The organism is Paenibacillus sp. L3-i20, from assembly GCF_022180385.2.
In the GTDB taxonomy this organism is placed as follows: Bacteria; Bacillota; Bacilli; order Paenibacillales; family Paenibacillaceae; genus Pristimantibacillus.
On sequence record NZ_BQME02000002.1, the window covers coordinates 1,522,458 to 1,545,448 of the forward strand.

21 protein-coding genes are annotated in these 22,991 nt (G+C 42.3%); 2 read left to right on the forward strand and 19 right to left on the reverse strand.

Annotation, left to right across the window (positions count from 1 at the left end):
- Window position 1 precedes the first annotated feature (1 nt).
- The 15 genes from MFF31_RS20750 to spoIIP all read right to left on the reverse strand — a co-directional run bounded on the left by MFF31_RS20750 (window position 2) and on the right by spoIIP (window position 15,134).
- Window positions 2-436 (reverse strand): NUDIX hydrolase, encoded by a 435-nt coding sequence (locus MFF31_RS20750; protein ID WP_238190628.1) that lies wholly within the window; start codon window positions 434-436, stop codon window positions 2-4.
- 106 nt (window positions 437-542) lie between these two features.
- Entirely contained in the window at window positions 543-1,931 is a 1,389-nt protein-coding gene (mtaB, locus tag MFF31_RS20755) for a tRNA (N(6)-L-threonylcarbamoyladenosine(37)-C(2))-methylthiotransferase MtaB (RefSeq protein ID WP_238190630.1), read from the reverse strand.
- 5 nt (window positions 1,932-1,936) lie between these two features.
- The gene (locus MFF31_RS20760; RefSeq protein WP_238190632.1) at window positions 1,937-2,728 is read right to left on the reverse strand and encodes an RsmE family RNA methyltransferase; all 792 of its coding nucleotides are present in this window, start codon (window positions 2,726-2,728) and stop codon (window positions 1,937-1,939) included.
- A gap of 48 nt (window positions 2,729-2,776) precedes the next feature.
- On the reverse strand, window positions 2,777-3,487 hold the full coding sequence (locus MFF31_RS20765) for a site-2 protease family protein (protein ID WP_238190634.1): 711 nt from the start codon (window positions 3,485-3,487) through the stop codon (window positions 2,777-2,779).
- Entirely contained in the window at window positions 3,488-4,477 is a 990-nt protein-coding gene (gene prmA / locus MFF31_RS20770; RefSeq protein WP_238190637.1) for a 50S ribosomal protein L11 methyltransferase, read from the reverse strand. It lies immediately after the preceding gene.
- 135 nt (window positions 4,478-4,612) lie between these two features.
- The gene (locus tag MFF31_RS20775) at window positions 4,613-4,771 is read right to left on the reverse strand and encodes a YfhD family protein (protein WP_238190639.1); all 159 of its coding nucleotides are present in this window, start codon (window positions 4,769-4,771) and stop codon (window positions 4,613-4,615) included.
- Window positions 4,772-4,864: 93 nt separating this feature from the next.
- Window positions 4,865-5,995: a molecular chaperone DnaJ gene (gene dnaJ, locus MFF31_RS20780; protein ID WP_238190641.1), complete on the reverse strand. Its 1,131-nt coding sequence runs from the start codon at window positions 5,993-5,995 to the stop codon at window positions 4,865-4,867.
- Window positions 5,996-6,093: 98 nt separating this feature from the next.
- On the reverse strand, window positions 6,094-7,935 hold the full coding sequence (gene dnaK / locus MFF31_RS20785; protein ID WP_238190642.1) for a molecular chaperone DnaK: 1,842 nt from the start codon (window positions 7,933-7,935) through the stop codon (window positions 6,094-6,096).
- Window positions 7,936-8,039: 104 nt separating this feature from the next.
- Window positions 8,040-8,594, reverse strand: coding sequence for a nucleotide exchange factor GrpE (gene grpE, locus MFF31_RS20790; RefSeq protein WP_238190644.1), 555 nt, complete (start codon window positions 8,592-8,594; stop codon window positions 8,040-8,042).
- Window positions 8,595-8,612: 18 nt separating this feature from the next.
- Window positions 8,613-9,638: a heat-inducible transcriptional repressor HrcA gene (gene hrcA, locus MFF31_RS20795; RefSeq protein ID WP_238190646.1), complete on the reverse strand. Its 1,026-nt coding sequence runs from the start codon at window positions 9,636-9,638 to the stop codon at window positions 8,613-8,615.
- Between the two features lie 178 nt (window positions 9,639-9,816).
- Window positions 9,817-10,287: an N-acetyltransferase gene (locus MFF31_RS20800; RefSeq protein ID WP_238190648.1), complete on the reverse strand. Its 471-nt coding sequence runs from the start codon at window positions 10,285-10,287 to the stop codon at window positions 9,817-9,819.
- 82 nt (window positions 10,288-10,369) lie between these two features.
- Window positions 10,370-11,539 carry a radical SAM family heme chaperone HemW gene (gene hemW, locus MFF31_RS20805; RefSeq protein ID WP_238190650.1) on the reverse strand — a complete coding sequence of 390 codons (1,170 nt, stop codon included), beginning with the start codon at window positions 11,537-11,539 and terminating at the stop codon, window positions 10,370-10,372.
- Between the two features lie 64 nt (window positions 11,540-11,603).
- Window positions 11,604-13,421, reverse strand: a complete 1,818-nt coding sequence (gene lepA / locus MFF31_RS20810; protein ID WP_238190652.1) for a translation elongation factor 4 — start codon at window positions 13,419-13,421, stop codon at window positions 11,604-11,606.
- Window positions 13,422-13,499: 78 nt separating this feature from the next.
- Complete coding sequence (locus MFF31_RS20815) at window positions 13,500-13,895, reverse strand: translation initiation factor 2 (RefSeq protein WP_238190654.1); 396 nt, start codon at window positions 13,893-13,895, stop codon at window positions 13,500-13,502.
- 6 nt (window positions 13,896-13,901) lie between these two features.
- The gene (gene spoIIP, locus MFF31_RS20820; RefSeq protein WP_238190656.1) at window positions 13,902-15,134 is read right to left on the reverse strand and encodes a stage II sporulation protein P; all 1,233 of its coding nucleotides are present in this window, start codon (window positions 15,132-15,134) and stop codon (window positions 13,902-13,904) included.
- A gap of 444 nt (window positions 15,135-15,578) precedes the next feature.
- On the opposite strand from spoIIP, the gene MFF31_RS20825 reads away from it, so the two are divergent.
- A complete protein-coding gene (locus MFF31_RS20825; protein ID WP_238190657.1) occupies window positions 15,579-18,179 on the forward strand; it encodes a CBM96 family carbohydrate-binding protein in 2,601 nt (866 codons plus the stop codon).
- A 176-nt stretch (window positions 18,180-18,355) separates the two neighbouring features.
- Here MFF31_RS20825 and gpr read toward each other — a convergent pair whose 3' ends face one another.
- Window positions 18,356-19,363, reverse strand: coding sequence for a GPR endopeptidase (gene gpr / locus MFF31_RS20830; RefSeq protein ID WP_238190658.1), 1,008 nt, complete (start codon window positions 19,361-19,363; stop codon window positions 18,356-18,358).
- Window positions 19,364-19,622: 259 nt separating this feature from the next.
- On the opposite strand from gpr, the gene rpsT reads away from it, so the two are divergent.
- Window positions 19,623-19,895, forward strand: coding sequence for a 30S ribosomal protein S20 (rpsT, locus tag MFF31_RS20835; protein ID WP_238190659.1), 273 nt, complete (start codon window positions 19,623-19,625; stop codon window positions 19,893-19,895).
- Between the two features lie 201 nt (window positions 19,896-20,096).
- Here the strand turns inward: rpsT and holA are convergent, their stop codons facing one another.
- From holA to MFF31_RS20850, 3 genes are all read right to left on the reverse strand, one after another.
- The gene (gene holA, locus MFF31_RS20840) at window positions 20,097-21,131 is read right to left on the reverse strand and encodes a DNA polymerase III subunit delta (protein WP_238190660.1); all 1,035 of its coding nucleotides are present in this window, start codon (window positions 21,129-21,131) and stop codon (window positions 20,097-20,099) included.
- Window positions 21,132-21,369: 238 nt separating this feature from the next.
- The gene (locus tag MFF31_RS20845; RefSeq protein WP_238190661.1) at window positions 21,370-22,392 is read right to left on the reverse strand and encodes an anti-sigma factor; all 1,023 of its coding nucleotides are present in this window, start codon (window positions 22,390-22,392) and stop codon (window positions 21,370-21,372) included.
- Complete coding sequence (locus tag MFF31_RS20850; RefSeq protein WP_238190662.1) at window positions 22,389-22,937, reverse strand: RNA polymerase sigma factor; 549 nt, start codon at window positions 22,935-22,937, stop codon at window positions 22,389-22,391. Before MFF31_RS20850 ends, MFF31_RS20845 begins: the two co-directional genes overlap by 4 nt.
- Window positions 22,938-22,991: the final 54 nt, after the last annotated feature.

Consider the following 22,991-nt stretch of genomic DNA (forward strand, 5'->3'; position numbering starts at 1 on the left):
CTTATTGCCCAACCGACAGACCAAGCAATTGCAATGCGCCAGCAACAATTCGAAGATTATTATCGTAACCGGATTGTTTCTGCCTTCTCCAAGCTTCCATAGGGTCAAACCAGTCTACCCCGCGTATCTCTTCAACTTGGGCTTGATGTGTTCCACCCACTGCTTCAACCAAATAATAGTGAACTTCTTTATTAACAGTACCGAACTCGGCATGCTCATATTGGTATTTAATTTGATCGATTGATGCGACAATGACGCCTTCCAGCCCGGTTTCCTCAGCAATTTCTCGCAATGCTGTCTGCTCTACGGTTTCTCCTGCTTCCATCTTACCTTTTGGAAGCGACACTTTCCCGTACCGATCCTGAATTAGCTGAATCTGCAGTTGCCCTTGCTCATTATGGCGGAATACGACACCACCAGCTGAAATCTCCAACATGTCCCTTCCCCCTTGCAACATTTACGCTTTAGTATATGCAGCAAAGGATTCCTTCATCTTTTCTCAAATAATAGAAAAGGAAAGGAATCCTGCATTTGTTTCTACGTTAAGCTTGTATCGCTTCTGGACGTTCATATACGAACGAATGAATGTCTGTTTCCTCTGAACGCATATCAGCGTCTAGTACCCTTAACAACTGACCACGGCATTCATTTACACCAGCTTCCGTAATCTTCACTCGGCATAACTGACCAATAAGATCAACAGTACCATCAAATACGACTTGAATGTAATTATCCGTATAACCCATAACCAAACCTTGCCCAGGTGCGCCTTTGTAATCACGTTCTGGAATAACGTCAAGCACCTTGCCTACGTATTGTTCTGCGTACTGAAGTTGCATCTTTTCGGATAGGTCGATAAGTTTATGAACACGTTCATTTTTGATCTCATCGTCCACTTGCTCATCCATACGAGCTGCTGGCGTGCCTGTACGTTTCGAGTAAGGGAAAACATGCATTTCAGCAAAGCGCAATTCTTCCATGAAACGGAAGCCGCTTTCGAACATTTCTTCCGTCTCACCAGGGAATCCAACGATAACATCTGTTGTAATCGCAACACCTGGCATAGCCTCATGCAGACGCTTGATCTTAGCTGCGAATTCCTCCGTCGTATATTTTCTCCGCATCCTTTTCAAGACAGAGTTTTCTCCTGCTTGCAGAGGAATATGAAGGTGACGGCACATCTTGCTGGAACGATTCAACACATCTATCATTGCATCGTCAATTTGGCTTGCTTCTATTGAGCTAATACGAATACGCTCTAGCCCTTCAACTTTGTCTAAATCCCAAAGCAGACTAGTCAAATTATAATTTTCCATATCATCGCCATAACCGCCAGTATGAATGCCAGTCAATACGATTTCTTTGTAACCTGCCGCAACTAGTGCTCGTGCTTGCTCTAATACGCTCTGCGGCTCACGACTTCTTGATAATCCACGGGACCAAGGAATAATGCAGAATGTGCAAAAGTTGTTGCAGCCCTCTTGAATTTTCAGGAATGCGCGAGTTCTTTCTGCAAAGTCTGGTACATCTAGTTCTTCGAAGGTGCGTGTTTTCATAATGTTGCGTACTGCGTTCACAGGCGTTCGATCGTCTTGAATTTGTCCAACAAAGGACATTATTTTCTCCCGATCCTGCGTACCAATAACCAAATCAACGCCTTCAATAGCCATGATCTCAGCTGGTGACGTCTGTGCGTAACATCCTGTTACTGCAATGATAGCATCTGGATTACGCCTAACTGCTCGGCGTATAATTTGACGACTTTTTTTGTCACCTGTATTTGTTACTGTACATGTGTTGACTAAATAAACGTCAGCAGTAGATTCAAAATCGACCTGCTCGTAACCTTCATTTTTAAATAGCTGCCATATCGCTTCCGTATCATAGAAGTTAACTTTGCAGCCCAGTGTATAAAATGCAACTGTTGGCATCGTGGTCATGCTCCTTCCATTGCGCCGGATTCATATAATAAGCAGGTCAAGCCTACTAGCCCCGCCGTTTCCGTACGTAATATTCGTTTACCTAATCCTACAAGAATTGCTCCTGCAGCTTCCGCTTCCACCGCTTCACGTTCTGAGAAACCACCCTCAGGTCCTACAAGGAGTACTATACGTGGATTTTGGACTACCTCATCACTACTCTTCTCTCTTTCAAGCTTCCACTGACGAACGGCATTGGCAATACCCTTGCCGTGAGCGGCTGCGCCTTCTCGCTCATAACAAAATAGAGCAAGATCGAATTCACCAATTAAGGTAAGCATTTGACGCCAGCTCTGTACAGGCTGAATAGATGGAATGCGATGACGATGCGCTTGTTCCGCAGCTTCCTTAGCAATTTTACTCCATCGCTCTATCCGCTTAGCTTCCTTCTTACCGTCATATTGCACAATTACTCGCTCTGATTCAAATGGTACAAAGGAACTAGCGCCAATTTCTGTGCCCTTTTGAATTACGAGCTCCATCTTATCCGCTTTAGGAAGTCCCTGCGCAATTGTAATAGACCAAGCAGGCTCGCTGTCTTGCAACAACTCTTCCTCAGCTTCTGCCCGTATTTCTTGAGGAGAAGCCTCAAGAACAACTGCTCTTACTGATCGGCTAACGCCGTCACAAACAATAATTTGATCATCAGGTTTCATCCGCATCACACGAGCTGCATGGTGCGCATCTTCGCCCGTTATAGTAATGATGACGCCTCGAAATTGCTCCGGCGCTACAAAGTAACGTTGCATTTTAGCAGCTAACCACCCTTATTTATATTCCAACCTTCATAATAGCATTTATTCCTTTAAGAAATCTATTTGAATCTGATACCAATCAATTGGTGTGAAAATAGAATTAAAAAATTGTATGAGTGCTACGAATATATTACTGGTTAAACCTAGAATTGGATCAAGAGTTACTTCACGAAGGGGAGGAATAAATACAATCAACAGAAAAATAATCATACCCCAATGTAAGTTTTGTTCCATCTTGTACCTAATTCGCAGTGGCAATAAATCTGCGATGATGCGAAAACCATCAAGCGGCGGCAACGGGATCAAGTTGAAAATAAATAACAACAAGTTAACCGTTATCAAATAATAGAAAAAGGTCAACAGCGCCATATACACGCCTTCTGAACTAGAGCTCAGTACACCCATTTGATTAAGAATGTAAAAGATCAACATCCCAAACGCACCGAGCAATAAATTGCTGACAGGTCCCGCAGCAGATACAATGATACTCATCGTTCTACGATACTTAAATCTACTTGGATTAACAGGAACCGGCTTTGCCCAGCCGAACCCTACAACTAACAATAAGATCGAACCCAATAGATCAAGATGAACCATTGGGTTCAGCGTAACTCGCCCAGCTTTGTATGCCGTGTCATCACCGAATTTATAGGCGAAATAAGCATGGGCGAATTCATGTATAGTAAATACTAACATTAGTACGAGAACGATAAATGGCAGGTCCTCAATGGGATACCACAGAAAACGCTCCATTTAGTCCACCTGCGGTTTTCTAGCCACAAATGCAATCCAATCCTCGTCACGGCGTTTCTCAATAATGTGGAAACCAGCATCAATTAATCCTTGCTCAACAACAAGTTCCTTGTTCTTGTACACACCTGATGCGATATAAGTACCGCCTGGCTTAAGAGCTTGATAAACATCATCTAGGAATAGAAGTATAATCTCTGCCAATATGTTAGCAACGACAAGATCAACAGGGACCGTAACACGAATAGCAGAACCTTCTGCTACAGTTGACTGTTCTTCTCTTAAAACGCCTAACAAGTCACTAAGTCGAACTTCTATTTCTTCAGATAAATTGTTCAGACGCACATTTTCAGTGGCACTGGAAACAGCTATTGGATCTAGATCGAGAGCAAGCACACTTTTAGCGCCAAGTCGACATGCACCAATTGCCAATATGCCTGAACCTGTACCTACATCAATCATTTCTTCTCCACCGCGCACGACAGACTCTAATGTCTGTAAACAAAGCGCAGTTGTAGGATGTGTACCTGTACCAAACGCCATGCCAGGATCAAGTTCGATAATACGCTCGCCTTCGCTCGCCTCATATTCTTCCCATGTCGGTTTAATTGTAAGTGAGTCTGATACACGAAGCGGCTTAAAATATTGCTTCCAAGCATTTGCCCAATCCTCGTCATCGACTTGCCTCATTTCATATACAACTTCACCTGTATCGATATCGTAATCTTTTAGTTCAACTACACGAGGTTTAAGTTTCTCTAACAATTGTGCTGTATCTACATCTTCAGGGAAATAGCCTTTAATAACTGCTTGTCCCTCAGGTATATCGTTAAGCGGCAGTTCATACCACTGTCCCAGTGAAGTATCACGAGGTTTATTTAGCGTGCCGGATTCCTCAATTGATACCCCGCCAGCACCTAGTTCATGCAAAAAATTCGAGATCATCTCAGTTGCTTCTTCTGTCGTGTTAATTGTAAGTTCGTTCCATTTCATATGTATTGCCTCCTAAAGTCAAAAATGCCTATCCTCTATTGTACACTAGAGGGACTCCTCAGCACAAAAAATGGCCTAAAAACCGAAATCGGTTTCTACGCCATTTTACTTTTTTCGATTCAACATTCCTTGGAATTATTGCTCCTCAGCACGTTGATCAGCTTCGTTTGCGCGTTGGTGAGCTTTACGATCAGCCTCATCAGCTAGTTCTTCAGAAAATTCCACATCTTCATTTTTCCCAATTGGAAGTTCAGCGAAATTTTGTTTCTCCAAATCTTTGTTATCATTAGTCATGATTGAACCTCCTTTTCATTTTGATAATCAATGCTGCACAATAATAGAATGCACCATCATTAGAAAAAATATACAAAAAAAAGACGTTCCGCGCTATTCGCCGCGGAACGCCTTTTTCATACGTTCAAAAATAGATTCGTGATGCTCGCCTTGCTCATTTGTTGAATGACCGCTTAAGCTGCCAAATTGACGAAGCAACTCTTTTTGTTCATCCGTTAGATTCGTTGGTGTTACAATCGTCACTTTAACATGCTGATCGCCCGTTCCATGTCCTCTAAGCTTAGGTACGCCTTTACCCTTTAACCTAAAATAAGTGCCCGTCTGCGTGCCTGCAGGTACTTTCAACTTCACTTTCTCTGTCAGCGTAGGAATTTCAACTTCATCCCCAAGTGCTGCTTGAACGAAAGTAAGCGGTACTTCACAATAAATATCGTCGCCTTCACGCTCGAAGAATTCATGCGACTTAACTCGAATTACGATATATAAATCACCGGCAGGACCTCCGCGAAGACCGCCTTCACCTTCGCCAGACATACGAATTTGTGCGCCATCATCAACACCAGCAGGAATATTGATTTTGATACGACGTTGCTTTTTCGTCTTACCTGCGCCATGACAAGTTCCACATTTTTCGCGAATAATTTGTCCAGTTCCACTACAATTTGTACATGCTCTACGGTTAACCATACGACCAAATGGCGTATTTTGAACAACCTCTTGTTGTCCAGCACCTTTACAAGTCGAACATGTCTCAGGTTTTGTACCAGGCTTTGCACCCGTGCCAAAACAAGTGTCGCATGACTCTGTTCTAGGAATTGTAATTTCTGTTTCTTTGCCGAATACAGCTTCCTTGAACTCAACAGTCATCGTATATTGAAGATCGTTGCCTCGTTGTGGTGCATTTGGATCACGTCTTCCGCCGCCACCGCCAAAGAACATATCAAAAATATCACCGAAACCGCCGCCAAAGTCGCCAGCTCCGCCGCCGCCCATACCTTGATTCGGATCAACATGTCCAAAACGGTCATATGTTGAACGTTTACCCTCATCACTGAGTACATCGTAGGCTTCTTTTACTTCTTTAAACTTTGTTTCTGCATCCGCTGCCTTGTTAACGTCTGGGTGATATTGCCTTGCAAGCTGTCGGTATGATTTTTTGATTTCATCATCTGAAGCACCTTTTCCAAGACCCAGCACTTCATAATAATCTCGTTTGTTAGCCACTTGATCTCACCCCCACGTTTAATAATAATGTTGCCATAACGCACGAAAGGAGGTCAAAGACAGGAAACGCCTGTCCTTGACCTCTCGCCCGTTTCCTCTTACTTCTTATCGTCCACAACTTCGTAGTCGGCGTCAACTACGTTGTCTTTACTTCTTGCATTGGCAGCATCGCCTTCAGCTCCGCCCTCCGCAGCGCCCGCTTCCTGCGAAGCTTGCTCATAAAGCTTAACAGACAATTGTTGTACAATTTCTGTAAGTTCTTCAGTTGCAGCAGTGATTTGAGCAACGTCATCAGTTGCAACAGCAGCTGTAACTTTTTCTTTAGCAGCATTAGCTTTTTCGATTTCAGAAGGATCAACTTTATCTCCCAAATCTTTAATCGTTTTATCTACGGAATAGATAAGTTGATCTGCCGCATTTTTCGCTTCAACTAGCTCACGTTGTTTACGATCTTCTTCTGCATTAAGCTCAGCGTCTTTCATCATTTGCTCGATTTCAGCATCGCTTAGGCCGCTGGAAGATGTAATCGTAATTTTTTGGCTTTTGCCTGTTCCTTTATCAAGAGCTGATACGTTAACGATACCGTTAGCATCAATATCAAAAGTAACTTCGATTTGTGGTACGCCACGCGGAGCTAGTGGAATATCATTTAGCGTGAAACGTCCAAGCGTTTTGTTGCCTGCTGCCATAGAACGCTCACCTTGAAGAACGTGAATTTCAACGCCTGGCTGGTTATCAGCATAAGTTGAATACACTTGTGACTTGCTTGTAGGAATTGTTGTGTTACGGTCGATCATTTTCGTAAATACGCCGCCAGCTGTTTCAATTCCGAGTGACAAAGGCGTTACGTCAAGTAGTACTACGCCCGTAACATCGCCTGTCAATACGCCCGCTTGAACTGCTGCACCTAGTGCTACAACTTCATCCGGGTTAACGCCTTTATGCGGATCTTTGCCGATAAGCTTTTTAACAGCATCTTGAACGGCAGGAATACGAGTTGATCCACCTACAAGTACAACTTTATCAATATCATTAGGTGTCATACCCGCATCGCTTAGCGCTTGGCGAGTTGGTCCTAGTGTACGTTCAACCAAAGTAGCGGATAGCTCGTCGAACTTCGCACGAGTTAGATTCATCTCAAGATGCTGAGGAACTCCGTCTACCATTGTAATAAACGGCAAAGAAATTGTTGAAGTCATAACGCCAGACAATTCTTTTTTCGCTTTTTCTGCTGCATCCTTCAAACGTTGTACTGCACCTTTGTCCTTGGAAAGATCAATACCTTGATCCTTCTTGAACTCAGCTACAAGGTGATCAATTACAACTTGGTCAAAGTCATCTCCACCAAGTTTGTTGTCGCCGCTTGTTGCTTTTACTTCGAAGAAGCCATCACCAAGCTCAAGAATGGATACGTCGAAAGTACCGCCGCCAAGGTCATATACCAAAATCGTTTGATCTTCTTTTTTCTCAAGACCGTATGCAAGTGCTGCTGCAGTTGGCTCGTTGACAATACGCAATACTTCTAATCCTGCAATTTTACCAGCATCTTTAGTAGCTTGACGCTGACTATCATTGAAATAAGCAGGAACTGTAATTACCGCTTGTGTTACTGTTTGTCCCAAGTATGCTTCTGCATCTGATTTAAGCTTTTGCAAAATAATCGCAGAAATCTCTTGAGGTGTATATTCTTTTTCGTCAATTTTTTCTTTGTGGCTTGTGCCAATATGACGTTTAATAGAGCTGATCGTACGATCTGGGTTTGTAATAGCTTGACGCTTAGCTGTTTCACCTACTACACGTTCTCCATCCTTCTTGAAACCTACAACAGATGGTGTTGTGCGGTTACCTTCTGGGTTAGGGATAACAACTGCTTCTCCGCCTTCCATAACTGCAACGCAAGAGTTTGTTGTTCCTAAGTCAATACCAATAACTTTACTCATCGTTTGAGTCCTCCTTGTAAATTAAATTCTTATATAAGCGCCGACGAGTTCAAATAAACCACTAATCTTCACTCGACTCGCATCTAATGTCATCTCCAGATATACTAACTGCTAACTTTTACCATAGCAGGACGTAGTACCTTATCCTTCAGAATGTAGCCCTTCTGAACTTCTTCGACGACAATACCTTCTTCATGCTCTTCGGATTCAACTTGCATAATTGCTTGATGGAACTCAGGGTTAAATGGCTCACCAACAACTTCCATTGGCTTTAATCCTTCTTGCTCCAACGTTTGCGTTAATTGACGGAAGATCATGTCAACACCTTTTGCCAATGACTCAAAGTCATTGTTAGCAGAAGAAGCCACAATCGCACGTTCGAAATTATCAACAATCGGAAGCAATTGACCAATCAATTTCATTGATGCATATTGTCCAAGCTCTTCCTTTTCCTTCACTGTACGGCGACGGAAATTATCGAAATCTGCTTGTGCTCTTAAGTAACGTTGCTGTTGCTCCTCCAATTGCTTCACAAGATCCTCGTAGCGTGTATCAACATTCTCCTCGGAAACCTCTTGCTCGCCTGCAGTTTGCTCTTCAACCATTTCTTCTACTACTGTATCCATTGCTTCATTATGTTGTTCCTTCGTACTCACCATATCACCTCCTTCAAAAGTTTACTTATACCATCGACTGAGCAGCGTGCCCATATCTTTGGACATTAAATCAAGCAAGCTAATTACTTTACCATACTCCATTCTAGTTGGACCAAGTATCCCAATCGTACCAAGTGCCTCACCATCAATGGAATACGTAGCTGTAATCAAGCTGCAATCGCTTATCGCCTTGTGGTCATTTTCTGTTCCAATACGGACTTGTATACCTGAAGGGAGTGCTGAGAACATTTTCATAATCGTTGGCGTTTCATCAAGTAGATCAAGAATCGTCTTCACCTTATCTACATCCTTGAATTCAGGCTGAGATAACATGTTAGTCGCACCACCAAGAAAGACCCTCTGTTCTTCGTCGCTTGAAAGGGCGCTGTCGAGTACACTGAGCAACTGCTCAAAATGATCGACATGTCGCTCAAGCTCCTGACCAACTTCGCTATAAAGCTTTGCCTTCAATCTTATGAGAGGTACACCAACTAACTTCGTATTCAGGATGTTAACCATCTTTTGCATATCGTCCAATTTCAAATCCGGTGGAATTGAAATTGTCCGATTCTCAACATGGCCCGTGTTCGTAACGATAATCGCAACTGCGGATGTTTCGTTAAGTGGGATAAGCCCAAAATGTTTAAGTGAAGTGTTATATAGCTCTGGTCCTAACAAAATCGACGTGTAATTCGTCATGTTCGAGAGAATCATTGCCGTATGCTGAATAACTTGTTCCATTTGACTCATCTTGTCTGTTACGAATGAACGAACAACTCCCACATCTTCGTCGTTTACTTGCTTCAATTGAATCAAGTTATCGACGTAATAGCGGTATCCTTTCGTGGATGGTACGCGTCCGGCTGAAGTATGTGGCTGTTCCAAAAATCCCAGCTCTTCAAGATCTGCCATCTCATTCCGTATCGTTGCTGGACTGAAGCCAACATCTCCGCGTTTTGAAATGCTGCGTGAACCTACTGGCTCTGCAAAGCGGATATAGTCATCTACAATAGCATTCAAAATCATCCGTTGTCGATCCGTCAGCATCTCTATCCCTCCACGATTTTCATTGGTTCTTTGTCATTCAACATCCATTTCGTTAGCACTCAACTCCAATGAGTGCTAATCACTAATACAAAAATACCAAACCAGCTTCACAATTGTCAAGTCGGTTCGGTATATTTAGGTCATTATTTTCATAGAAATCACTCGAAAATCGCAATTATTAGTCCAATACACGCAGTACAGCTATTTCATCGCAAGCATGCTGTTTCGGGCAGTTGACACAATCTTTCCATACCTTCTCAGGAAAAATATCTTTGTCAACAATACTGAAGCCATTTCGTTCAAAAAAGGAAACAGCATACGTTAATGCCATTACCTTTGTTATTCCTTGCAGCTTAGCTTGCTCCAAAAGACCGTCAACTAATTTGTTGCCGATGCCTAGACCTTTATAACCTTCCGTTATGCCGAGGGATCTAATCTCAATTAAATTATCTCCCAGCTTCATCAAGGAGCCGCATCCAACCACTTCAGTGCCTATCTCAGCAACTACAAATGTATCGATCATATAAACGAGAGCTTCGCGGGTTCGAGGCAGCATAATACCTTGCTCAGCGTAGCCTTTGATCAATTGAAATAGTGATTCAACATCGTCTGATGTAGCTTTCCTACACATAACCTCTACCGCCTGCATAATTGCCTGCACCTCCACGTGTTCTCGTTCCAGATGAATATGAATAAATATACATCAAAACGAATAAACACTCAAGAGGGAATTATCTATTTATTCCAATAAAGGCACCAAACACTTCATTGCCTAGCAGTACTCCTTGATTTGTCAATCTATAGACAGTATCATCTTCTATTTCCAAACGCTCTAAAAGACCATTTTGAAGTAATTTGTCAATAACAGAGCCAAAGAATACTTCAAGTTTATGTTCAGGAAATTGCTTCGCAAAATTAGAAGATTTAACTCCTTCTCGCAATCGCAATCCAACCATCATAAAGTCTTCCATCGCTTCTTGTTCAGAAACATCAAATGTTTCAAGACGCGGAAGCTTTTCTGTACTCGCATCAATATAAGGTGTAATACCCTTTAAATTGACGTGACGAGTTCTATTCGAATAGCCATGAGCTCCAGCTCCAAGACCATAATACGCTTCATTGCGCCAATACGTTGAGTTATGCCTACCCTCAAAGCCAGGTTTTGCAAAATTGCTTATTTCATAATGTGCATAACCGTTTTTCTCGAGCTTCTCCATTAATAGAAGAAACATATTAAACTCCTCTTCTTCTGGAGGCAATGGCAGTTCATTCCGCTCGTAGAGTTTATGGAACAACGTATTTTCTTCCACTTTTAAGCTATAGATCGAATAATGCGGAAGACCAAGCTCCATTGCACGATCAACACTATCAGACAAATGCGTTAACGTCTGCCCCGGTAAACCGAACATCAAATCAATAGAAAGGTTATCAAATCCAACCTTCCGAGCATTTTCAATACTACGATATACGTCGTCTACATTATGAATACGTCCAATCTTTTCAAGCAAACCATTATCAAACGATTGTACTCCGAAGCTGATCCGATTTACACCGCCGTCTCGCATCGCTTGAAGCTTATCTATATCAGTCGTTCCGGGATTAGCCTCTATTGTAAATTCCGCATTTTCCACTATCGGGAAATGTTTGCGCACTGAATTAAGAAACCTCCCCATTTGCGGAGGTGTCAGTACAGTTGGCGTACCTCCACCAACAAATACAGTCTCAATTCGGCTTGGTGGCAAAGTTTCAATTGTTCGTATCATTTCCTGCTCCAGCGCATCCAAATATTGATCCACTGGCTGTCCCTTTAAAACGTAGGAAGTAAAATCACAATAGTGGCATTTATTCGTACAAAAAGGGATGTGTATATATAACGCCTTCGGCGCATCATTTTCAATCATAGGAATTCTCCTCCCACTACAAAAAATGAAGGAGAGCTGAGCTCTCCCTCATCGAAAGTTCGGTTTAATCTTCGTCGATTTTCAGTACGGCCATAAAGGCTTCCTGAGGCACTTCCACGCTGCCGACTTGCTTCATACGCTTCTTGCCTTCCTTTTGCTTCTCAAGCAACTTACGTTTACGGCTAATATCGCCGCCATAACATTTAGCAAGTACGTTTTTGCGCATCGCTTTAACCGTTTCACGCGCAATAACTTTTGTTCCGATGGAAGCTTGAACTGGAACCTCGAACATTTGACGAGGAATAAGTTCCTTCAGCTTCTCACAAATGATCCGACCGCGATGATACGCACGATCACGATGGACGATAACAGACAAAGCATCGACTTGTTCACTGTTTAGCATGATGTCCATCTTCACAAGATTAGACCTGCGATAGCCTGAAATTTCGTAATCAAATGACGCATAACCCTTAGTGCTTGATTTAAGTTGATCAAAGAAATCGTAAACGATTTCTGACAATGGTAATTGGTAAGTGATCGTTACACGATTCGTATCCAAATACTCCATGTTAACGAACTCACCACGTTTATTTTGACAAAGCTCCATAATCGCACCTACGTAATCATTCGGGACGATGATTGCTGCTTTAACGTATGGCTCCTCAACATATTCGAGTTTAGCCGAATCTGGATAGTTCGATGGATTATCGATATCGTACGTTTCACCGTTAGTGAGCGTTACTTTATAAATAACGCTTGGTGCTGTCGTAATGAGCGGAATGTTAAATTCTCTTTCAATACGCTCCTGAATAATTTCCATGTGCAGCAATCCAAGGAATCCACAGCGGAATCCAAAGCCTAGAGCAGTAGACGATTCCGGCTCGTAACGAAGAGATGCGTCATTTAGTTCCAGTTTCTCAAGTGCATCGCGCAAATCGTTATAATCCTGATTTTCTATTGGATACAATCCGCAATAAACCATAGGATTAATACGACGATAACCTGGAAGCGCCTCTGGTGCTGGACGTTTGGCATCCGTAACGGTATCACCGACACGAGTATCCTTCACGTTTTTGATACCAGCAACTACAAATCCTACGTCACCTACTGACAATTCGTCAACGATCGTCATACGCGGTTTGAATGCGCCAACCTCAATAACTTCAAACTCAGCTTCAGTAGCCATGAAACGAATCTTCTTACCTGCACGAATATGACCGTCAATAACACGTACATATACGATTACACCTTTATAGGGATCGTAATGCGAGTCGAAAATTAGTGCTTTAAGCGGCTCATCTGGATCACCATTTGGTGCTGGCACTTTAGCAACAACCTGCTCCAATATTTCTTTAATACCGATACCTGCTTTGGCAGATGCATGAACAGCCTCACTGGCATCAAGTCCAATTACATCTTCAATCTCCTGCTTCACACGATCAGGTTCAGCGCTAGGCAAATCGATTTTATTAATAACAGGTAAAATCTCAAGACTATTATCCAAAGCAAGATACACATTAGCAAGTGTCTGTGCTTCAATACCTTGTGCCGCATCAACTACGAGTAGCGCTCCTTCGCATGCTGCCATGCTTCGCGAAACCTCGTATGTAAAATCGACATGTCCCGGTGTATCAATTAAGTTAAGCAAATATTCTTCGCCATCATCTGCGCGGTACGTAAGTCGTACAGCTTGCAGCTTAATCGTAATACCGCGCTCACGTTCCAAATCCATTTGGTCTAGAACTTGCGCTTGCATTTCTCTCGAGCTTAGTGCACCAGTATACTCAAGTATCCGGTCCGCCAGCGTCGACTTGCCGTGATCAATATGAGCGATAATGGAAAAATTCCTTATTTTCTTTTGTCGGTCACGAACGTCTGTCATGCCTAACCCCCACACATTCCAATAATTCTAATCATTCTTCCTATTATATCAGTTTGTAGGAATGACAGCAATGAAGGTTTAATGGAACAATCCTTCAAACAGCGATCCGACGAATCGAATACCGCTGCTGGAGGCTGATTGGAGCAATCCAGATGTTGAATCTGCAATTTTGTTAACTGCTGCATCATTTTCTTCATAAGGGATACCCGGCAGACGCGGATGGTCAGTTTCTAGGTTAGATTCGTCTTCATATGCGATCTGCCTAATCTGTTTTAACTCCTCTTCTAACTCTGCTATTCTTCTTTCTGTATCCGATTCATAAGTTGAATCTTCGGGCGCTATTTCGATCATCTCTTCACCCTCAATCGGTCCATATATACGTTCAATACCTGTATTTGACATTTCGAGACCAAACAAAACGATAAAGGTTAAAGCACCTCCGAGAAGGAGCCACTTCCACGGATTACGCCTCATTATGCATCATTCCTTTCCGGATACTTTTTTTGCTTCAAAATAAATTTCAGAAACCACTTCCGCCAAAGCATCAACCGTTCTGTATGATTCCTCAAGCGTATTCTCAATGCCGCCGATTTCAATTAATGCACTATCCGTTGCTAATGATTGATTATACTCAGCATTACCCGTATTTTTCCCCCATATTCCTCTTGAAATGCCAGGGTATTTTTTTTCTAATGCCTTATGAATTTTTGTTGCAAATGCTTCATTTTCTTTCCAATTAGGATTTTTATTACCTATTACAAAATAAACTTGCGCATAACTTTTGCCGTCAATATCTATTGTTGTATATTTTCTTTTTTGCGAATCTCGATGCAAATCAAAGAAAAATTTCAAATCTTTGCTGCTAGCAATTGCTTCCTTAACTGTTTTCATAGAATACTTGTAACTTAATTCATACCGGAATCCTTTAATTTTTGACGGATAATCCGTATCTGAATGAATTGTTCCAACTCCTTCTTCTTGCAGCTTTTTAGCCAAACGTTTACCTAGCATCGTAATATTTTTTTTACTTGAACTTGCATCCTTTGACTCTTTATCAATTTCCGGGTACCATGACTCTCTATTGTGAGAATGATAGATAAACACTACTTTTGAATTTTTGTTAGCAGGTGTACTACCTTGTCCTTCCTTACTTCCCTTAGTAATTTCTCCCTTTAACTCTCCGCCATTTTCTGGCCCTTCTGCAATAGGTTCAGTCGGTACCTGAGTACCTTCTTCTTCTCCGAGCCCTTCAAGTGGATCATAGACCGGCGAATGATCTTGAGGCCCTACATCTGTATCAGTTCCGAGCCCCCTTCTAATGAGGAAGGAATCATCGCCTCCCATGCCTGGCAATTCCCCCGCTAGCATACTGCTTGGATCATTAGGATTAATGTTCGTAAGCGTACGCATTAAGAACACACTAATATCTTTTCCGGTTAGGGATTCAGATTCCAAGCTACTCTCAAAAGATGGCATCTCCATCTCTAGCATATCTCCGAACAAACCACTTGATACCGATGCAGCAAATCCCTTCATAGAATGAATTGGAGACTGCGATGACTGCTGATGAACCATCCCTGCAACACCAAGAACGACAAAAAACAATGTTGAGCTAAATGACAGCAAGGAAAATGCTCGGCCAGTAACAAGCAGTTGTCTAACACTACTCGTATCCCTTAATATGCTCAACCAAATAGGAAATCGTTTCCTCATTTTGTTAACCTCCCATTTTGCACCAAACTAATAGTAGCGCTGTTAATCTACTATCAATCTATGAGAGATTACATATTGATAGAACCAGTAGAGTAATATTGTATGGCATCCAAACCTGGTAGTTATACAATTTATTGCATCATTACATCCTTGATAAAAACACAAGTGCATTTCTTACTCGATATGAAAAAGATGTACTCCATCCTATATAGATATTGAAGATATACTCTACATTGAAAGCGCTATATTTGTTATAGTGGCGGTAGGTACCGCTAAAATAAAAATTTTGCAATTTAAAAGTTAAATCACTTAAACGTATTCAATTTGCCCATAAAAATCATTCTTTTCCCCTGATTTTAATAGCTATGAGAGGTGGTGAGGCTCTACTTAACTATTATCCCAGCTATGTTGAATTAGAAACTACCATTTGAAGGAGGATCAACAATGATCTATGTAAGTAAAGTTGTAAAAGGGTCAAAAATAACATGTATCTATTTAGCCATTCTCGCTTCACTGCTAGTCATTTCTTCGCTTGGGGTGCCCACAGCGCAAGCAGCTGTCGATCTCTCCTTGCCGAATTGGAGTACAGCTGGTTATAAAGGCGGGCAGTCACTGCCAACAACTGGTACGATCATTGACCTTACTACAAAGGGCATTACAGCAAGCGATGGTGTTGATGATTCAAATGCCCTACAACAAGTCATTAATGACATTCGTAGCGGTGTACTAAAGGCAAACGGGCAAGTTATCAGCGAATCCAATCGGGCTATTTTAAAATTACCCCTCGGTCAAATCGACTTCAATAAACAAATTCGTGTGGATGCAAGTTATATTACGATTCAAGGAGCTGGCAATGATCCAATAACCGGGACTAATATTGTTTTTAAACCAGCAGTTACATACTCCGAAGATCCTGCCAACCCCGGAGCTCCGTTAATAGATGGGAAGCTATGGCCCGGATATGCAGCGTTTCGGGTTGAAGATCGGACCAAACATGCCAGCGATCAAACGTATGAGGGCAGCATCAACTTCCACTGGCTAAGTGGACAAAGGGTAGCTACGAGCGGAGGCGGCACGAAGGGCAGTACGCACGTAAAGGTTGCCTCCGGCAAAGGAAGTACATTCCAAGTAGGTAACACCGTTTATGTAGGAGCTGCCAATACCGTTCCTTTTTATGATCAAATGCAAGGACCGCAGCAATATCGCTACAACGGGCATATGCGGACACAGATGTTTACAGTAGTCAGCATCAGCGGAGATACACTTACACTTGATAAACCTTTAGAGTTTGATGTTCCATTCAGCAACGGTGGATTGCTTCCTGCTGATCCCGGCGGTTCTAATTCAATTTACTATAGTAAAGTAATGAAGGTGACAGCCGTTAAAGGTGTCGGGTTCGAGGATTTCTACTTTACGCAAGACATTTCCTATACCCCTTATGCCACTACGATAAACGCCAATGATTACGATGCAGTAACAAATCCGGGCGGAGTTGGCCTTAAATATAAAAATGAAGCATTGGAATACGCAGTGCATGGCATTTTGTTCAAATGGTCGCAGGATGGTTGGGTGAAAGGGATTCGTACGTATATGACGGGTTCCCATCCGATCGTAACTGAATTCGCCAAAAATATGGAGATACGAAACAATATTATTTTCGGCTCGTGGAATAAAGGCAAAGGTGGGCACGGCTATGTTCGGGGCTCCAAGCTGTATGACAGCAAAATTATCGGCAACACAATTGATCGGGTACGCCATCTAACCCTCCAATGGTCGGCAACAGGCAACGTCGTACAACAAAATACACTTACAACAGATATGAATTTGCATGGCGGCTGGGAACGGAGAAATTTAATCGAACAAAATACGATTACTATTCCTTTTGAACACAGTTCGTGGGGTGAAGGTGAAGGCGGTCAGGATGTTTTGGAAGGTACTTGGTATCCGATTTGGTATGGTGCCGGACTTCACGCTACAAAATGGTCAGGATCTACAGGCGAGCAAAATGTTTTCTTCAACAATACCATGTCCAAACAAGAGACAAAAGACGGGCCTTATGTCAGCTACGCTCCTTACAATCAGTTAACTGCCATCTACCAAATGGGATGGGATGGTTCAGGCTGGAGTCATTTGCAAAAGCCATCAGGTACGTTTATCAATACTTGGGGCAGCAATGAAAAAAGCGATTTCAGCACCTCGCCGAATAAAGGCGTTTATGCGTGTTTAGCGTATACGGGCATGTCATTGCTTGAAACTGGTACAGCGACCAACACATGTACGAGTACAGATACTGAGGCTCCTACTGCTCCTACAAATTTAATTGCGACACCGATTTCGAGTTCTCAAATTAATTTAAGCTGGATGGCAGCAACAGATAATGTAGCTGTTACTGGTTATGAAGTTTATCGTGGCGGTGTGTTAGTCGGTGAAGTAACTGGCACATCTTACAGTGACATAAGCCTGTCAGCAAATACATCCTATAGCTACAGCGTAAAAGCTAAAGATGCAGACGGCAACGTATCTCTATGGAGCAATACAGCTCAAGCAACCACACAAGCCGGAGGAGGCAATGGTACCATCGTACTGCTAAGTCCGACGGATGACTCCTATGTCCAAGAAAATAAGCAAATGAATAACTACGGAAACACAACAACGATGGCGGTTAAAACCGATATTTCCCAAAATCGTTATTCCCTACTTAAATTTAATTTAAGCAGCCTTACCGGAACCATAACGAATGCGAAGCTTCGTATCTATGGCAGCTCCTCGTCTACGACAACATTAAACGCTTCCGAGATAGCAGACTCTTGGTCGGAAGCAACTTTGACTTGGAATAACAAACCCGCAACTGGAATTTCAGTAGGTTCAGTCGCTATGAATACAATCACAACTTATTACGAGATTGATGTAACAGCGTACGTTATCGCTCAAACGGCAGGAGACGATATGGCTTCGTTTATTTTAAGTGAATCAGCAGGCAAATACACAACATTTAATACTAGTGAAAACACATTAAACAGGCCAGAATTAATTATAACGAATTAATCTGCGGGTATGCGCCAAAGCATCTGGAACTTCTACTCTACTTGCTTCCGAAAAAGAGACTGTCTCTAAAGCCATGAATATGGCTGCGAGATCGTCTCTTTTTACGAACAAAAAAAGCTTCCAGCCACTCAAAATAAGTGACAAGAAGCAAACTTTTATAAGCTCTTCTCTACAATTTAATGTGTATATGCAGCTACGTTATCAGTGTCAACAGCTTCATGCAATGAAGCATTTAATCCGCTTGCAATAATATTGGCTATGTCTTCGATAAATTGATCGACTTCCTTAGGAGTAACTAATAAGTCATGACCAATTGGACTAAGAACTTCTTTAACTAATAGCAGTCGCTCATGTTCTTCCATTTCGTTCAATAATCCAAAAATTTTGTTGTTATCGCCCTTTTGCGCCTCCATATGACTACGCATCAAATCGAACGTATTATTAACAATCGTAGATGCATATACAACAGTCGGAACGCCAATCGCAATGACAGGTACGCCTAAAATTTCACAAGTCAGTCCCTTACGCTTATTGCCAATACCTGAGCCAGGATGAATGCCAATATCTGCGATTTGTATCGTCGTGTTCACTCTTTCCAGTGATCTTGATGCTAACGCATCGATCGCAATGACCAAATCCGGCTTTGAGCGGTCTACAATGCCTTGTACGATCTCGCTGGACTCGATTCCAGTAGTACCTAGAACGCCAGGAGCAACTGCGCTGACAGGTCGATAGCCCGGCGCAACCTGATCTGGCATTAATTCAAAGAAATGTCTCGTTACCATCACATTTTCTACGACAAGCGGCCCAAGCGCATCCGGTGTTACGTTCCAGTTACCAAGACCTACGATAAGTACGCGAGCCGTCTTGCTAATAGACAATCGTTGGAGAAATGATTCAAAGTGCTTAGCAAACTCAGTAGCTACACGATCCTGCAACATCGTATCTCCATTACGTAAGCCCGGCACCTCTATTGTGACATATTGTCCAATCATCTTCCCGATTGCTTGGGAGCCCTGTTCATTTTGAATATGCAACGCTGTAGTTTTAACCCCATCAACTTCCGTTGTTTCCGAATGAACACCCGGTATTATTCCTCCGCTCAATCCTTCGGCTTGTTCTTTAGCCTCTAACGCGAGGTCAGTTCTTACATTATATTTTTGCAGATCAAGATCGGTTTTCATAATGTACATATCTCCCTTCGAACCTTTGTACTACCGTTAGTGTTCGCAACAGTTGTATTTTCATACTGCTCACACTACTTTTACAATTGATAATGCGGAGCTTTGCAATATTGGTTACTATTGCTTTTTGTACAGTCGCATGATAATATATTTTAAGTTGTGTTGTTTAGGTTTATTGCCATAAACCACTTTGAACAGTAAGCTCTAATGCTTGCGATGAGAAGTTTTGCTGCACAAAACTTTTTAGGAGGTGAATTCCATGCCAAACATTAAATCTGCGATTAAACGCGTTAAAACAAACGAGAAGCGCCGTGCTTTGAACGCATCCCAAAAATCTGCACTTCGTTCGGCCGTTAAATCTGCTGACCAAGCGATCGCTGGAACTGATGTAGATGCTGCTAAAGCGGCTCTTATCGTTGCAACGAAAAAGTTGGATAAAGCAGTAACGAAAGGCCTGATTCATAAAAATGCGGCTGCCCGCAAAAAATCACGTCTTGCAAAGCGTCTTAACTCTTTGTCCGTGCAAGCGTAAGCTTCAAGTACATCAAGCGTAAACAGCTAAAGCCGTCCTTTGGAGGCTTAGCTTTCGTTTCGTGGAGAAATATAAGCCTCTTATAAGATGAAAAACTTATAAGTTCTTATATTTTAAACGAAAAGGCTTCACCTTCCATTTGGAGGGTGAAGCCTTTTCTAACTTCAATAATGAACTATGCAGTAACTAATACAATGATAATTAAGCACCCTTCTCAAGGCCTAACGAAAGAAGATACAACTCAAGGCCAAGAGTCTTTTCGATAACACCTGTTTTCATCTTGTAGTCCAATTCAGCAAGTGATGCAAGCAATACCCCTAATCTCGCTGGAGTAAACTTACGGCTTTTCTCTGCCGCTAATTTCACTGCATATGGATGTAGTCCTAGCTGACCAGCCATCTGTTGCGGTGAATAATGATGTCCCTCCAGCTCTTTGATTTGAAGCATGATTCTTAGTTGTCTCGCAATTAATGCAGCAATTTTGATTGGTTCCTCACGACGGATAAGGAGCTGATGATATAGCTTCATCGCTCGATCAATTCGCAATTCTGCAATAGAATCTACAAGCGCAAACACATCTTCCTCTACGGTTGCTTCTGTTAGAAGGGCAGTTTGCTCTGCGTCAATGACACCGCCTGCTCCTGCATGTAGACAAAGCTTGTCCACCTCTTGCGAAAGTTGACCCATATTTATCCCAACTCTTGTTAACAACATTTCAGCCGCATCTTCTGTTAACCGTCTATTCTGTTCTTCAGCTCGTTTCATCATCCATCGCTTTAACGCCGGAGCATCAAGCTCTGGAAAAGCTACGATGGAATTCCGATCCTTTAACGTCTTGACTAGCTTACGCCGCTCATCCAACTTATCAGCATGTACAGCAAATACAATTATAGAAGTGTCGAGTGGACTATTCATATATTGAAGTAACGTTTCTGGGCGATGATCTACCTTCGTATTTTCTTTCCCTCCAGCAGCCATCACTGTTGAATCACGAATGAGAATGAGTTTTCGTTCAAGGAAAAAGGGCGGTGTTTCTGCTTCAAGCACAGCTTCATCAATGGAAGTTTCAGAAGTATCGAACTTCGTAACTCCCATCTCCCTCTCTTCGGAAGTAAACAACTCATTTGTAAGTGCTTCTACGAATTGACTCATTCGATAACGATCTTTCCCAAATAAGACGTAGATAGGTCGAAATTTCTTGCTTTTGATTTCTTTAAGCGCATCTTTTACATCCATTTAATGAGCTCCCCTTACCAAAAAATCAGCCAATGATAGCAACCTCGCTAATAAAGTCAACGGCAACAAAGGGATGAGCCTTCATGAGGTCTCATCCCTTTGTCTTTATATTAACATTCACAAGCAGCTCCATGGTACTGCTTGAAGAATGGTCATACGACGCGATTCATACGTCGCAGACTTTTCTTTAATTACATAATACGCAATATTGTGCCAACTTGTGCAAAAGCATGTAACATTAACGAGTTGCCTTTTCTTCTTTCCAGTTGGATGTCTTTATGACGTATTTTTCAATAGCTCCTCTATCCAGATGAACCTCATAGGAAAGTTCAGAACCATCTTCCGACCAACTCAACTGACTATGTTGTCCATTTTTCCTGGAAGTCTCCTTCACAGTCTCACCATCACTTGCAGTTACAACTATAATGGAGTGACCACTAACGCGAGCAGTAAATTGTCCATCTGGTGAAGCGAATTCCTCAACTCCAGCAATGCCGAAATCAGAGCTATTAGGTTCTTTCTTAGTTACTTCTAGCTCATCAATCGAAGTTCCTGTGATCGAAGTAGTCTCAGTGCCAACTTGATCTGTTCCTATTACCCCTTCCAAGGAAGGTTCTTCATTAACTAGACCTTTTCCACGTTCAGTACCTCTAGTGGCATTAAAATCGATTTGATTTTTCTCCGCTATAAAGGCAGATGGAACTTTTGCACCCTCGACTAAAACATCTTCCGCAGCAGCGTCTCCACCAGGATCTTCTGATCTGCTGCTTAATGAAGAAAGACTCTGCTCATCACCATTCGGACTAGCAATCTTCATATCTGCTGAAAATTGTGATTCACTACTATTGTCCTTTATGCCCAAATCAGGAGGGTATGTCACTAGAAATAAACCAGCAACTACACCAGCCGCAATAATACCGCCTAATGCTCCCCAAGATGAGAAACGGCGATTCCGCTTTGCTCGACGTGACTGTATTGGAATGATCGACTCTTCGATTCGTGCAGGATGAGCAATATGACTACCCTTCTCACTAAGTAGATCAATGCGCATTAGCTCTGGCATTATCGCATCTACCAAGCTATAGCTGGGCACCACTTTCGGTAAGCTAGTAAGCTCGATCGATAATAGCTTCATTCGCTCGAACATCGCTTCGCAGTCCGGACAATGTCTCGTATGAGCCAATAAGACTTCCCTCTCGCTTTCGCTGAGATCATCGTCAAGTTGTCTTTGCATTAGCTCCATCACCTCTTGACAATTCATCCCCGGACACCACCTTTCTGATAATCATGAAGTAACGTTTGCAGCTGTTGTCTAGCTCTAAATAAGTACGACTTCACTGTATTAAGTGGCAAATCAAGCGAGTCCGCAATTTCGTTGTACGAAAAATCTTGCAAGTACCGAAGTACAACAACCATGCGATGATGCTCCGGCAATTGTTCGATCGCATTGCGAATGTCCTTTAAGGCGTATGAGGACATAACTTCTTCCTCAACATTCTGCTTCTCGCGGAATACCAATTCATGCTCATCGATTGAAATTGTCGGTTTACTTCTTCTAAATTTGTCGATACAAATATTCGTTACTATTCGCTGAATCCACGTTTTGAACTGGGCCTTTTCTTCATAAGAGCCGATTTTCGTATAGATTCGAATAAGTGCTTCTTGAGCTGCATCCATCGCATCCTGCTCGTTATTCAATATATAATAGGCTGTCCGATATACATGTGTTTCAATCTCACGCAATAGAGTTATTAAAGCGTCGCGATCTCCCGATTGGGCGGCTTTGATTATGCCGGGCTCCACCACGAAGGATCCTCCTCTCTTGCAACCTTACTGACGGGGCGGTTGCTATAAAAGTTG

Excerpts from the sequence above, each read along its gene's own strand:
- MFF31_RS20750 (WP_238190628.1), bottom strand. The coding sequence starts at position 436 with ATGTTGGAGATTTCAGCTGGTGGTGTCGTATTCCGCCATAATGAGCAA.
- mtaB (WP_238190630.1), bottom strand. The coding sequence starts at position 1,931 with ATGCCAACAGTTGCATTTTATACACTGGGCTGCAAAGTTAACTTCTAT.
- MFF31_RS20760 (WP_238190632.1), bottom strand. The coding sequence starts at position 2,728 with ATGCAACGTTACTTTGTAGCGCCGGAGCAATTTCGAGGCGTCATCATT.
- MFF31_RS20765 (WP_238190634.1), bottom strand. The coding sequence starts at position 3,487 with ATGGAGCGTTTTCTGTGGTATCCCATTGAGGACCTGCCATTTATCGTT.
- prmA (WP_238190637.1), bottom strand. The coding sequence starts at position 4,477 with ATGAAATGGAACGAACTTACAATTAACACGACAGAAGAAGCAACTGAG.
- MFF31_RS20775 (WP_238190639.1), bottom strand. The coding sequence starts at position 4,771 with ATGACTAATGATAACAAAGATTTGGAGAAACAAAATTTCGCTGAACTT.
- dnaK (WP_238190642.1), bottom strand. The coding sequence starts at position 7,935 with ATGAGTAAAGTTATTGGTATTGACTTAGGAACAACAAACTCTTGCGTT.
- grpE (WP_238190644.1), bottom strand. The coding sequence starts at position 8,594 with ATGGTGAGTACGAAGGAACAACATAATGAAGCAATGGATACAGTAGTA.
- hrcA (WP_238190646.1), bottom strand. The coding sequence starts at position 9,638 with ATGCTGACGGATCGACAACGGATGATTTTGAATGCTATTGTAGATGAC.
- MFF31_RS20800 (WP_238190648.1), bottom strand. The coding sequence starts at position 10,287 with ATGCAGGCGGTAGAGGTTATGTGTAGGAAAGCTACATCAGACGATGTT.
- hemW (WP_238190650.1), bottom strand. The coding sequence starts at position 11,539 with ATGATTGAAAATGATGCGCCGAAGGCGTTATATATACACATCCCTTTT.
- lepA (WP_238190652.1), bottom strand. The coding sequence starts at position 13,421 with ATGACAGACGTTCGTGACCGACAAAAGAAAATAAGGAATTTTTCCATT.
- MFF31_RS20815 (WP_238190654.1), bottom strand. The coding sequence starts at position 13,895 with ATGAGGCGTAATCCGTGGAAGTGGCTCCTTCTCGGAGGTGCTTTAACC.
- spoIIP (WP_238190656.1), bottom strand. The coding sequence starts at position 15,134 with ATGAGGAAACGATTTCCTATTTGGTTGAGCATATTAAGGGATACGAGT.
- MFF31_RS20825 (WP_238190657.1), top strand. The coding sequence starts at position 15,579 with ATGATCTATGTAAGTAAAGTTGTAAAAGGGTCAAAAATAACATGTATC.
- gpr (WP_238190658.1), bottom strand. The coding sequence starts at position 19,363 with ATGAAAACCGATCTTGATCTGCAAAAATATAATGTAAGAACTGACCTC.
- rpsT (WP_238190659.1), top strand. The coding sequence starts at position 19,623 with ATGCCAAACATTAAATCTGCGATTAAACGCGTTAAAACAAACGAGAAG.
- holA (WP_238190660.1), bottom strand. The coding sequence starts at position 21,131 with ATGGATGTAAAAGATGCGCTTAAAGAAATCAAAAGCAAGAAATTTCGA.
- MFF31_RS20845 (WP_238190661.1), bottom strand. The coding sequence starts at position 22,392 with ATGAATTGTCAAGAGGTGATGGAGCTAATGCAAAGACAACTTGACGAT.